The sequence below is a fragment of the Cellulosimicrobium sp. I38E genome (genome assembly GCF_001647255.1).
Lineage (GTDB): Bacteria > Actinomycetota > Actinomycetes > Actinomycetales > Cellulomonadaceae > Cellulosimicrobium > Cellulosimicrobium cellulans_E.
Map to the genome: position 1 here is coordinate 80210 of NZ_LUAZ01000011.1, position 11936 is coordinate 92145.

Below are 11936 nucleotides of genomic sequence, written 5' to 3' on the forward strand. Positions count from 1 at the left end.
CGCCCGCTCGTTCCTCGCGGGCTTCCGCCAGTCCCGCCACGACCCGGCACGCACACCCCCGGCCCCCACCTCGGCGGTCACGTCACCCGTCCTGCTACGCACCCACCGGAAGGCACGACGCCCATGGATGTGCTGTTCTCGCAGCTCTTCGCGGGGCTGAGCCTCGGCTCGGTCCTGCTCCTCGCCGCCCTCGGGCTGGCGCTCACGTTCGGCCAGATGGGCGTCATCAACATGGCGCACGGCGAGTTCATGATGGCGGGCGCCTACACGGCGTTCGTCGTGCAGGGGGTCGTCGGGAACGCCGGCGTCTCGCTGCTCGTGTCGCTGCCGCTCGGGTTCCTCGTCGGCGGGCTGCTCGGCCTGCTGCTCGAGGCGACGCTCATCCACCGCATGTACAAGCGGCCGCTCGACACGCTCCTCGTCACGTGGGGCGTCGCGCTCGTCCTCCAGCAGGTCGCGCGCGACGTGTTCGGCGCCCCGAACGTCGACGTGCGCGCCCCGGCCTGGCTGAGCGGCGCCGTCGACCTGTTCGGGCTCGCCGTCCCCAAGACGCGCGTGTTCATCCTCGCGCTGGCGCTCGTCGCGGTCGTCGCGCTGGCCGTCGTGCTCAAGGTGACGCCGCTCGGGCGGCGGATCCGCGCCGTCGTGCAGAACCGCGACCTCGCCGAGGCGAGCGGCGTCTCCACGCGGACCACGGACCGCCTGACGTTCTTCATCGGGTCCGGCCTCGCCGGGATCGCGGGCGTCGCGCTCACGCTCCTCGGGTCGGTCGGCCCGACGCTCGGCACGAGCTACATCGTCGACGCGTTCCTCGTGGTCGTGGCGGGCGGCATCGGCCAGATCAAGGGCACGGTCATCGCGGCGTTCGCGCTCGGGCTGCTCCAGGCGACCTTCGAGTACTCCACGACGGCGAGCATCGCCAAGGTGCTCGTGTTCGTCGTCATCGTCGTCTTCCTCCAGGTGCGACCCCAGGGCCTCGTGTCGGTCCGGACGAGGAGCCTCGCATGAGCGCCGTCACGACCGGGGGCACGTCCCGGCTCTCCGCCCTGTACCGCTCCTCGCGCGCCCGCGTGATCGTCGGGTTCGCCGTCGCGGCGGTCCTGCTGTTCGCCGTCGCGCCCGCGACGCTCTCCACGTTCCGCCTCGGTCTGCTCGGCAAGTTCCTGTGCCTCGCGATGGTCGCGGTCGGCATCGGCCTCGCCTGGGGGCGGGGCGGGATGCTCACGCTCGGGCAGGGCGTGTTCTTCGGCCTCGGCGCCTACATCATGGCGATGCACCTCAAGCTTGCCGACGCCGGGCCGGGCGGGGTGCCGGACTTCATGATGCTCTACGGCTCGGGCGAGGTGCCGGGCTGGTGGGAGCCGTTCCGGTCGCCGGTCGTGACGATCCTCGCCATCGCGGTCATACCTGCCGGTCTCGCGGCGCTGCTCGGGTTCGCTGTCTTCACGCGGCGCGTGCGGGGCGCGTACTTCGCGATCCTGTCGCAGGCGCTCGCGGCGGCGTTCGCGATCCTGCTCGTCGGTCAGCAGGCGACGACGGGCGGCACCAACGGCCTCAACGGGTTCCGGTCGTTCTTCGGCTACGACCTCGCCGACCCGGTGAACAAGCGCATGCTCTTCTTCATCGCCGCCGGCGCCCTGCTCGTCATGGTCGCGATCGCGCGCCAGCTCATGGTGTCGCGCTTCGGCGAGCTGCTCGTCGCGGTGCGCGACCAGGAGAACCGCGTCCGGTTCCTCGGCTACGACCCCGCGAAGGTCAAGGTCGTCGCGTACGCCGTCGCGGCATTCATGGCCGCCGTGGGCGGCGCGCTGTTCGTCCCGATCGTCGGGATCATCTCGCCCGCCGACGTGGGCGTCGTCCCGTCGATCGGGTTCCTCATCGGCGTCGCGATCGGCGGCCGGGCGACGCTCCTCGGCCCGGTGCTCGGGTCGATCGCCGTGAGCTGGGCGCAGACGAGCCTGTCCGAGACCTTCCCGTCCGGGTGGATCTACGCCCAGGGCGCGCTCTTCATCCTCGTCGTCGCGTTCCTGCCCGGCGGCCTCGCCGAGCTCTTCACGCGCTGGCGCCGCTCCCGCGGCGGCGCGGTGCCCGACGGCGGCGCCCCCGGCCCGGCCGACGACGGCGCCTCGGGCGCGCCGGACGACGAGGACGCGACCGCCGTCGACCACGACCCCGCGACCACCGGGAGGACCGCATGACCACGCAACCCACCGGACCGGCGTCGGGCACCGGAGAGACCGTGCTCGAGACCGGCGTCGCGGGCGACGGGCTCGACCTCGAGGCCGCGCAGTCCGTCCTCGGCGTCGACGACTCGCGCTTCCGGCACGACTACCTCGAGGTGCGCGGGCTGCGGGTCGAGTTCGACGGGTTCGTCGCCGTCCAGGGCGTCGACCTCACCGTCACGGCGGGCGACCTGCGGTTCCTCATCGGGCCCAACGGCGCGGGCAAGACGACGATCGTGGACGCGATCACGGGGCTCGCCAAGGCGTCGGGGTCCGTGCAGTTCGGTGGGGTCGACCTGCTCGGCAAGAAGACGCACCGCGTCGCGCGGGCCGGCGTCGGGCGCACGTTCCAGACGGCGAGCGTGTTCGAGGAGCTCAGCGTGCTCCAGAACCTCGACATCGCCGCGGGTGCGGGACGCGGGCCGCTCACGCTCCTGCGACGTCGCACGTCGACGCCCGAGACCGTCGAGCAGGCGCTCGAGACCGTCGGGCTCGCGCACCTGCGCGACGTCCAAGCCGGGATCCTCGCGCACGGGCAGAAGCAGTGGCTCGAGATCGGGATGCTGCTCGTCCAGGACGCCCGGCTGCTGCTGCTCGACGAGCCCGTCGCGGGCATGAGCCAGTCCGAGCGCGAGCAGACCGGCGAGCTGCTCCAGCGCATCGGCGCCCAGCGGACGGTCGTCGTCGTCGAGCACGACATGGAGTTCCTCCGGGCCTTCGCGAGCTCCGTGACCGTGCTGCACCTGGGCCAGGTGCTCGCCGAGGGCACGTACGCCGAGGTCCAGGCCGACCCGCGCGTGCAGGAGGTCTACCTCGGCAGCGCAGGCGCGACCCGCGGTGCCCGGCGACGGGGCACGGCGCCCACGTCGGCCACGACGACCGACGAGAAGGAGGCGTGATGCTCGAGCTCACGGGACTGCACGCGGGCTACGGCCGGACCATGGTGCTGCACGGCGTCGACCTCACGGTGCCCGCGGGCGGCGTCGCCGCCGTGCTGGGGCACAACGGAGCCGGCAAGACGACGCTCCTGCGGACCGCGCTCGGGCTGCTCAAGGCCCGGTCGGGCAGCGTCGTGCTCGACGGCGAGGACGTCACCCGGCTGCCCACGCACCAGCGCGTGCGGCGCGGGCTCGCGTACGTGCCGCAGGGGCAGCAGTCGTTCGGCGACCTCACGGCGCGCGAGAACCTCCAGCTCGTCGCCGACACGTCGCGCGAGGGGCCGCGGCGCCTCGATGAAGCGCTCGACCTGTTCCCGGCGCTGCGCGGGCTCCTCGGGCGGCGCGCCGGGCTCCTGTCCGGCGGCCAGCGCCAGCAGCTCGCCATCGCGCGCGCCCTCATCACCGGCCCGCGCGTGCTCGTGCTCGACGAGCCGACCGAGGGCATCCAGCCGTCCGTCGTCACCGAGATCGAGGACGCGATCCTCGCGCTCACCGACGCGGGCGGGCTCTCGGTGCTGCTGGTCGAGCAGCACGTCGGGTTCGCGCTCGGCGCCGCGCGCGACTACGTCGTCCTCCAGTCCGGGCGCGTGACGAGCCGGGGGTCGGGCGGCGAGGCGGCCGAGGAGCGCGTCCGTGCGGCGATGGCCGTGTAGCCGACGCGGCGTCGACCCTCGGGCCGTGCCCGGCACCGCCGCCGGGTCACGGTGCGGGATGATGACAGGGCAGGACCACGACGCACGGGCCGGACGACCAGGAGACCCCGCATGGACATCGTGACCGCGCCGGAACCCGCCGCGACCTCGTTGCGCGACGCCGTCTACACGCGGCTGCGCGCCGAGATCCTCAACGGCCGGGTCGACCCGCGCGAGCGGCTCACCGAGCCCAAGCTGAGCCGGCGGTTCGAGGTGTCGCGCACGCCCGTGCGCGAGGCGCTGTCCCGGCTCCTCTCCGACGGTCTCATCCAGCGCACCGACTTCGGGTACGCCGTCGTCGTGCCCAGCCTCGCCGAGCTGCGCGACCTGTACGAGCTGCGCGTGACCCTCGAGCTGCGCGGCGTCGAGCGCATCATCGAGAACACCGAGCTGCACTACGACACCGACGCGCTGCGCGACGAGCTCGGCCGGTGGGTCGAGCTCCGCGCCGCGCCGCCGGAGCCCGACCCGAGCTTCGTGCTCCTCGACGAGCGCTTCCACACCGTGCTGTCCCGCGCCGCGGGCAACGAGCGCCTGACCGAGGCGCTCGTCGAGGTCAACGAGAAGGTGCGCGCCGTGCGCATGTACGACTTCGTCGAGTCCGAGCGCATCCGCATCACCATCGACGAGCACATCGAGATCCTCGAGCTCGCGCTCGCGGACCGCCTCCCCGAGGCCCGCACCGCGCTCCACCTGCACGTCGGCGAGTCGCTCGCGGTCGTCATGGAACGCGCGGCGCGCGCGCTCTCCCGCATGGCCCTCGCCGTCTGACGCTCGGCGCCGGTTCGCCGAGGTAGAGCCGTGGTCTCGCGAGGTAGAGCCGTGGTTGCGTGAGGTAGAGCCGTGGTTCTTGTGCTCGACGGCGTGTGGTTGGCCTGGGTGGTCGGGGTGGGTGGTGGTGCCGCGTCTACCATCCGCCGCTCGTTCCTCGCGGCTCCCGCCAGGCCCGCCACGACGCGGCACCACCACCCACCCCGCCCTGCTCCGTCTCACCCTGGTCGTGGCTCGCCTGGGCGACTGCCCGCGGTGCCGAGTCGCCTTTCGCCCCACCACGCGGTGCCGTCGCGTCCAGCAGGCGGCTTGTGTGCGTCCGGGTCGCGGGACGCGGCCACGTCGCCTGCCCGACCCGCCGGGTCGGCCTGGTCGTGCTCGTGCCGAGCCAGCATCCGCAAGTCCGGCCGGGCAGGCCATCCGCGCCGCGGACGCCATCACGCGGACCGGGGAGCCGAGGTGGGAGGGCTCGGCGCGGCGCGGTGGGCTCTAGGCTGGGGCCGTTCTGTCCGACGGCGAGGCGCGGCCTCGCGCCCGTACCGGCCCGGGGAGGGCGATGGCCGCCACGCTGCTCGTCGCGAACCGCGGCGAGATCGCCTGTCGTGTGCTGCGCAGCGCGCGGCAGCTCGGTCTGCGCACGGTCGCCGTGCACTCCGACGCGGACCGTGGGGCGCGGCACGTCCGGCTCGCGGACGAGGCGGTGCGGATCGGTCCGGCACCGGTCGCCGACTCGTACGACGACGGTCGCCGGCTCCTCGATGCGGCGCTCGCCTCGGGGGCGGACGTGCTGCACCCGGGCTACGGCTTCCGCGCGGAGGACGCGGAGTTCGCCGCGGCGGTCGAGGCGGCCGGGGTCGCGTTCGCGGGCCCGACCCCGGAGCAGCTCCGCGCCCTCGGCGACAAGGCCCGCGCCCGCGCGCTCGCGCAGGAGTGCGGCCTGCGGGTGCTGCCGGGGTCGCCCGTGCTGGGCGGCCTCGAGGACGCGCTCGGGTGGGCGGACGAGATCGGCTTCCCGCTCGTGCTCAAGGACGCCGGTGGCGGGGGCGGGACCGGCGTGCACGTGTGCCGCGACGCGGCGGCGCTCGCGGGGGCGTGGCGGCGGGAGTCGTCGCGGCCGGGATCGTCCGGGCGGTTGTTCGTCGAGCGCCACGTCGACCGGGCACGCCACCTCGAGGTGCAGCTCTTCGGTGACGGGGCGGGCCGGGTCGTCTCGCTCGGCGACCGCGACTGCTCGCTCCAGCGCCGCCACCAGAAGGTCGTCGAGGTCGCGCCCGCGCCCGGCCTCGATCCTAGCGTGCGCGCGACCCTGCACGACGGCGCCCGTCGCCTCGCGGCGCGGGTCGGGCTCCGCTCGGCCGCGACGCTGGAGGCGCTGCTCGACGTCGGCACCGGCGAGGTGACGTTCCTCGAGGTGAACCCGCGGATCCAGGTCGAGCACACCGTGACCGAGGAGGTCACCGGCGTCGACCTGGTGGCCTGGATGCTGCGTCTCGCCCTCGGCGACACGACCGTGCTCGACGACGTGCCGCCGTCGGGCCCCGCGGTCCGGGGGGTGGCGGCGCAGGCGCGCGTCTATGCCGAGGACGTGCGCCACGGGCGACCCGCCGCAGGCACGCTCGCCCGGCTCGACCTTCCGCGTTCGGGCGCGGGGTCGGACGTCCGCGTCGAGACCGGCGCGAGCGCGGGCGACGAGCTCGGTCCCGCCGCAGACCCGCTGCTCGCGAAGGTCGTCGTGCACGCGGCGTCGCACGCGCGCGCGGTCGCGGGGCTGCGCGCGGCGCTCGGGGACGTGCGCGTGGACGGCGTCCCCACGAACGTCTCGCTGCTGCGCGCGGCGCTCGCCGACCCCGCCGTCGCCGAGGGGTCGGCGACCACCACCACGCTCGCGACCGTGCACGACCCGGAGCCCTGGGTCGACGTGCTCGACCCCGGCGTGCTGACCACGGTGCAGGACTGGCCGGGACGCACCGGCTACTGGGGTGTGGGCATCCCGCCCTCGGGCCCGATGGACGACCTGTCGTTCCGCACCGGCAACCGCGCGCTCGGCAACCCCGAGGGCGCGGCGGGGCTCGAGTGCACCCTCACCGGCCCGACCCTGCGGTTCTCGCACGAGGCGACGGTGTGCGTCACGGGCGCGCCGGCGCCCGTGACGGTCGACGGCGAGCCCGTACGGCAGTGGGAGCCCGTCGTCGTCCCCGCGGGCGGCGTGCTCGCCGTGGGCGCGCCGCACGCCGTCGGGCTGCGGACGTACGTGCTCGTCGCGGGCGGCCTGGACGCCCCGGAGTATCTCGGGTCGGCGGGGACCTTCGTCCTCGGCGCCGTCGGCGGCCCGGCCGGGCGCGCGCTCGTCGCGGGCGACGCGCTGCATCCTCGGACCACCGGTCCCGGGACAGCCGGTCGGCCGGGCGCGCCGGTGTCTCCCGGGCTCGGTGCGACGGGCTCGGTGCCGCCCGACGCCCGCCCCCGGATGGGGCACTCGTGGGAGCTCGCGGTGACGACGGGACCGCAGTCCGCGGCGCTCACCGCCGCCGCGCTCGGTCGGCTGCGGACGTCCTGGTGGCGGGTGCTCCCGCACGCGGACCGGACGGGCGTGCGGCTCGCCGGGCCGCCGCTCACGTGGGTGCGGCCCGACGGCGGCGACGCGGGGCTGCACCCGTCCAACGTGCTCGACAACCCGTACTCGGTGGGTGCGCTGAACATCAGCGGGGACACGCCGATCCTGCTCGGCCCGGACGGGCCGAGCCTCGGCGGATTCGTGTGCGCGCTCACCGTCGTCGCCGGCTCCCGGTGGAAGCTCGGGCAGATGCGGCCGGGCGACGTCGTGCGGTTCGTGACCGTCCACGACGACGGCGCCGAGAGGCTGCGTCGCGACGACACAGCCCGGGCGGCGGCGCGCGTCCCGACGGCGGTGCGTGCCGTCCGGGGCCGGGACGTCGGGGCCTTCGTCGGCGACGACGTCCGACCCTCGGGCGAACTGACGCCGCGCGCCGACCGGCGACCTGCGGTCCGCTACCTCCGCGGCGCCGACGACGCGCTCCTCGTCGAGTACGACGGCGGAGCGGGGCTCGACCTGCACGACCGTCTGCGCGTCCACGCCCTGGCGAGCGGTCTCGAGGCCGCGGCCCCGCGGGGCGTGCTCGACGTGACACCGGGCGTCCGCACGCTCCACCTGCACGTCGATCCCGAGACCCTGCCCGTGCCACGGCTCGTCGGGCTGCTGCGCGAGCTGGAGGAGGACCTGCCGCCGAGCGACGAGATCGAGGTGCCGAGCCGCGTGCTCCGGCTGCCGCTGAGCTGGGACGACCCCGCGATCCGGGACGCCGTCGAGCGGTACGCGGCCGGGGTCCGGTCGGACGCGCCGTGGCTGCCGTCCAACGTCGACTTCGTCCGGCGGGCCAACGGACTGGCGAGCGTCGAGGACGTGCGACGGACCGTCCTCGACGCCGAGTACCTCGTGCTCGGGCTCGGGGACGTGTACCTGGGCGCGCCGCTCGCCGTGCCGGTCGACCCGCGACACCGCCTGCTCACCACCAAGTACACCCCGGCGCGCACCTGGACCCCGTCCGACGCCGTCGGCCTCGGGGGCGCGTTCCTGTGCGTGTACGGGATGGCGAGCCCCGGGGGCTACCAGCTCGTGGGCCGGACCGTCCCCGTCTGGTCGGCCCATGCGCAGCACCCGCCGTTCCGCCCGGGCGTCCCATGGCTGTTCCGACACTTCGACCGGATCGTGTGGGAGCCGGTCGACGCGGACGAGCTCGGCGAGCGTCGCGCGGCGGCCCGTGCGGGAGTCCTGGAGGTCCCGGTCGAGGACGGCGTCTTCTTCGGCCGGGAGCACGCCGCGCTCCTCGCGCGCGAGGCCGACGACATCGCCACGGTCGGGGCGGCGCGCCGCGCGGCGTTCGCACGCGAGGCCGCGGCCTGGGCACAGGCGGGCGAGCTCGTCGGGTCCGCCGCCCGCGCGACCGCGCGCGGCGGACCCGGCCCGGCGCCGGCCGGTGCACGCGACACCGAGCTCGCCTCCGCCGGCCTCGACGACCCGGCCCGCGTCGTGCTGCGCGCGCCGCTGGGTGGGGTGGTGTGGCGCGTGGAGGCGCTGCCGGGGCGGCGCGTCGCGGAGGGAACCCCCGTGGTCGTGCTCGAGGCGATGAAGCTCGAGCTGCCGGTCCTGGCACCGTCCGACGGCGTCGTCGTCGACGTCCACGTGCGGCCGGGCGACCACGTGCGTGCCGGCGACCGGCTCGCCGTCGTGCACCTCGACGCATGACGCGCCCAGCGCCGACGCGCCCGGGTGCCTACCGCGTGGTGAACAGCCGCGCGGCCTGGGACTCGGCGTCGGCGTAGGTCTGGGCGGCCGCACCGAGCGCCGCCGTGATGTCGTCGAGCGCGAGCTCGACCTGGTTCTGCGTGGTCTGCCACTGCGCCATCACGCCCGTGAAGGACGTCGCCGCGCCACCGCGCCACGACGCCTGAAGGTCGGTGAGATGGCGCATCATGGCCCCGACCTCCGCCCGGATCGCCGTGACCGAGCCGTTCACCGCCGCACTCGCCTGGGCGACCCGTGCGCTGTCGACCTCGTATCGGCTCATGTCGTCCTCCGTCGTCTCGTCGGCCCGCGGGCCGTCCCGCACGCGGCGGGCGCCGGTGCGACGACGACGCTAGCCACGGGACGCCGGGAGCCGCGGGCGCGGCGACGTCCCTGTGGACGACGGATCAGGAAGCGGGGCCTGTGGACGGCGCCGACGCTTCTGCCAGCTTGAGCTGCTCCTTGCGCAGCCGCTGGAGCTCCGCGTCGAGGTTCTGCCGCGCGGGCTCCTCCCACGCGGCGCCGAGCGGGCTCGAGAAGAGCGACCGGCGGTCGAGCAGCTTGGTGAGGATCGCGATGCGGGCCCGCACGTAGTCGGGCTTCGGGATGTGCGCGTACTCGTCGCGCACGTCCTTGAGGTACTCCTTGTAACGCTGCGGCTCCGCGGCGAGCATCGCGAGGTCGGCGTCGCACAGCACCGCGCAGTCGAAGTCCGACGCGTCCGGCGCGTGCCGCACGAGCGCGTTCACGAGGTACGCGACGCGACGGACCGCCTGCTCGGGGACCCCCAGGCTCGTGAGCTCGGCGCTCGCGAGCGCGGCGCTCGCCGACTCGTCCTCGCCGCCCTTGTTCGCGTACGTCGCACGGCTCTTCGCGTCGAAGATCGCGCCGTGGTACCAGGCGGCGAGGCGTACCAGGTCGGGGTCGTGCGTCTCCTGGGAGAGCTCGTCGACCCGCCCGAGCACGTCGGCGAGGTGGCGCAGGTTGTGGAAGTGGCGGTCCGGCTGGTCCCAGCGGTCGAGCAGCCCCTGCCCGACGGCGCGGACCTCGTCGTCCGGGGCGGTCGCCCCGGCGCCACGGGCGCTGCGGACGAACGAGGAGAGGAACCACTGCGGTGCGTCGGCGCTGTTGACGCCCATGAACTTTCGCCTTCTTCGACGGACACTTCGACGGACACGAGGAGATGACGGAGGTGGTCGTCACCAGGCGTGGTGCCTGGTGCGGAGGCCCCCGCGTCGCCGCGCGGCCTCTCCACCAGCCTAGGTCTCGCGGGACGACCCGCCATCGTAGCCGCACTCGGAGGTGCCTCGGGAACCTGGAAGCCGCCTCCGCGCGGCGCGTCAGGCGCGCCGCGGCAGACCCGCAGGTGGGGCGGGGTGCGCGCCCGTCAGGAGGCGAGCGGGAGGTCCACGCGGACGGTGAGGCCGCCACCCGTCGTCTCGTGCACCGACACCCGACCCCGGTGCGCGCCGGCGATCGCGGCGACGATCGCCAGGCCGAGGCCCGAGCCGCCCGACGCCCGGTTGCGCGAGGAGTCCGCGCGGTAGAACCGCTCGAACACCCGGCCGCGCTGGTCGCTCGGGACGCCCGGTCCGTGGTCGCGCACCTCGAGCACGGCGACCGTGCCGGGGGAGCCGGCCTGCGCGTCGTCGGTGGGCGTCGCGGGACGCACGGCGCCCAGCGCGATCTCGACCGGCGTCCCCGCGGGCGTGTGGCGCGCGACGTTGCCGACGAGGTTCGCGAGCACCTGCCGCAGCCGGTCCTCGTCGCCGACGACGCGCAGCGCCGCGGGCGCCTTCGCACCGGTGCCCAGGCCTACCAGCCGGACGTCCCGGGTCGGGTCGAGCGCGTGCAGGTCCTGCGCGGAGTCGCGCGCGAGCGAGACGAGGTCCACGGGCTCGTGCCGCAGCGGCCGGCCCTCGTCGAGGCGGGCGAGCGCCAGCAGGTCGTTGACGAGCGTCCCCATGCGGGTCGCCGAGTCCTCGATGCGCCCCATCGTGTCGTCGACCTTGTCGGGCGTGTCGAGCGCACCCATCCGGTACAGCTCGCCGTAGCCGCGGATCGTCGCGAGCGGGGTGCGCAGCTCGTGGCTCGCGTCGGACACGAACCGCCGCATCCGTTCCTCCGACGCCTCCTGGACCGCGAAGGCCTCCTCGATCTGCGAGAGCATCGCGTTGAGCGACGCGGCCAGCGAGCCCACCTCCGTCGTCGGCGGGGCGGGACGCACGCGCCGCGACAGGTCACCTGCCGCGATGTCCGCCGCCGTCTCCTCGATCTCGCGCAGCGGGCGCAGCGCGCGGTGCACCGCGAGGTAGGCCACGGCGCCGCCGACGAGCGCGATCCCCAGCGCCGAGAGCGCGAGCGCGCGACCCAGCACCTTGACCGTCTCGTGGATGCCGGTGAGCGGGAGGGCGACGAACGCGGTGCCGCCGAGCTCGCCGCTGAACTTGTCGTAGAAGAAGAACGTCGTGACGCGCCACTCGGCAGGATCGGTCCCGCCCACGGAGTCCACGGTGAACGGCTCGTTCTGGCTCGCCTCGACCTCGGGGTCGGACATCGCGGGGATGTCCGGGACGCCGTAGAGGTGCACCGTCTGCGGCCACCGGAGCGGGATCTCCTCGCCGCCCTTCGGCCGGACGAGCACGTAGTAGTCGCTGGGCAGCTGTGAGCCGCTGCCCACCCGGTCGTTCAGCGTGATGTTCGCGACCGCCGCCGCGGACCGCTCGAGCTGTACGTCGACCTGCCGCACGAGATAACTCGACACGACCGTCGTCGTCACCGCCGACGCCAGACCGAGCCCCGCGGCGAGCAGGAGCACCGTGATGGCGACGAGGCGGGCGCGCAGCGGCACGCGCGCGAACCAGCCCCACCCCTCGGTGGGGACGGGACGGCCGAAGGGGCGCTCCGCCGTCGGGCCGCCGTCGCCCGGTGAGGCGGGGGCTCCCGACCCGGGGGCGTCGCCCGTGCCCGACGGCGCGGGGTCGGCGGGGGTCGTGCTCGACCCGGGAGG

Annotated in this window: 9 protein-coding genes; 6 read left to right on the forward strand and 3 right to left on the reverse strand. The window is 75.0% G+C overall.

Annotated elements, in window-relative coordinates:
* Positions 1 to 123: 123 nt before the first annotated feature.
* The 6 genes from urtB to uca all read left to right on the forward strand — a co-directional run bounded on the left by urtB (position 124) and on the right by uca (position 8887).
* Positions 124 to 1008, forward strand: a complete 885-nt coding sequence (gene urtB, locus A0J59_RS03230; RefSeq protein ID WP_047232406.1) for an urea ABC transporter permease subunit UrtB — start codon at positions 124 to 126, stop codon at positions 1006 to 1008.
* A complete protein-coding gene (gene urtC, locus A0J59_RS03235; protein ID WP_082918699.1) occupies positions 1005 to 2198 on the forward strand; it encodes an urea ABC transporter permease subunit UrtC in 1194 nt (397 codons plus the stop codon). The genes urtB and urtC overlap by 4 nt, the downstream gene beginning before the upstream one ends.
* On the forward strand, positions 2195 to 3121 hold the full coding sequence (urtD, locus tag A0J59_RS03240; RefSeq protein WP_082918700.1) for an urea ABC transporter ATP-binding protein UrtD: 927 nt from the start codon (positions 2195 to 2197) through the stop codon (positions 3119 to 3121). The genes urtC and urtD overlap by 4 nt, the downstream gene beginning before the upstream one ends.
* Positions 3121 to 3813: an urea ABC transporter ATP-binding subunit UrtE gene (gene urtE / locus A0J59_RS03245; RefSeq protein WP_047232407.1), complete on the forward strand. Its 693-nt coding sequence runs from the start codon at positions 3121 to 3123 to the stop codon at positions 3811 to 3813. Before urtD ends, urtE begins: the two co-directional genes overlap by 1 nt.
* Before the next feature lie 111 nt (positions 3814 to 3924).
* Positions 3925 to 4623 (forward strand): GntR family transcriptional regulator, encoded by a 699-nt coding sequence (locus tag A0J59_RS03250; RefSeq protein WP_047232408.1) that lies wholly within the window; start codon positions 3925 to 3927, stop codon positions 4621 to 4623.
* 556 nt (positions 4624 to 5179) lie between these two features.
* Positions 5180 to 8887 carry an urea carboxylase gene (gene uca / locus A0J59_RS03255; RefSeq protein ID WP_064315203.1) on the forward strand — a complete coding sequence of 1236 codons (3708 nt, stop codon included), beginning with the start codon at positions 5180 to 5182 and terminating at the stop codon, positions 8885 to 8887.
* Between the two features lie 28 nt (positions 8888 to 8915).
* Here uca and A0J59_RS03260 read toward each other — a convergent pair whose 3' ends face one another.
* The 3 genes from A0J59_RS03260 to A0J59_RS03270 form a co-directional block, all read right to left on the reverse strand.
* Positions 8916 to 9209: a WXG100 family type VII secretion target gene (locus A0J59_RS03260; RefSeq protein WP_047232478.1), complete on the reverse strand. Its 294-nt coding sequence runs from the start codon at positions 9207 to 9209 to the stop codon at positions 8916 to 8918.
* A gap of 124 nt (positions 9210 to 9333) precedes the next feature.
* Positions 9334 to 10065: a hypothetical protein gene (locus A0J59_RS03265; RefSeq protein WP_047232410.1), complete on the reverse strand. Its 732-nt coding sequence runs from the start codon at positions 10063 to 10065 to the stop codon at positions 9334 to 9336.
* A 248-nt stretch (positions 10066 to 10313) separates the two neighbouring features.
* A partial coding sequence (locus tag A0J59_RS03270) for a sensor histidine kinase (RefSeq protein WP_369799744.1) occupies positions 10314 to 11936 on the reverse strand: 1623 nt, incomplete at its 5' end.

Bases quoted from the DNA above. Each gene is read 5' to 3' on its own strand.
- urtB (WP_047232406.1), top strand. From the start codon at position 124: ATGGATGTGCTGTTCTCGCAGCTCTTCGCGGGGCTGAGCCTCGGCTCG.
- urtC (WP_082918699.1), top strand. From the start codon at position 1,005: ATGAGCGCCGTCACGACCGGGGGCACGTCCCGGCTCTCCGCCCTGTAC.
- urtD (WP_082918700.1), top strand. From the start codon at position 2,195: ATGACCACGCAACCCACCGGACCGGCGTCGGGCACCGGAGAGACCGTG.
- urtE (WP_047232407.1), top strand. From the start codon at position 3,121: ATGCTCGAGCTCACGGGACTGCACGCGGGCTACGGCCGGACCATGGTG.
- A0J59_RS03250 (WP_047232408.1), top strand. From the start codon at position 3,925: ATGGACATCGTGACCGCGCCGGAACCCGCCGCGACCTCGTTGCGCGAC.
- uca (WP_064315203.1), top strand. From the start codon at position 5,180: ATGGCCGCCACGCTGCTCGTCGCGAACCGCGGCGAGATCGCCTGTCGT.
- A0J59_RS03260 (WP_047232478.1), bottom strand. From the start codon at position 9,209: ATGAGCCGATACGAGGTCGACAGCGCACGGGTCGCCCAGGCGAGTGCG.
- A0J59_RS03265 (WP_047232410.1), bottom strand. From the start codon at position 10,065: ATGGGCGTCAACAGCGCCGACGCACCGCAGTGGTTCCTCTCCTCGTTC.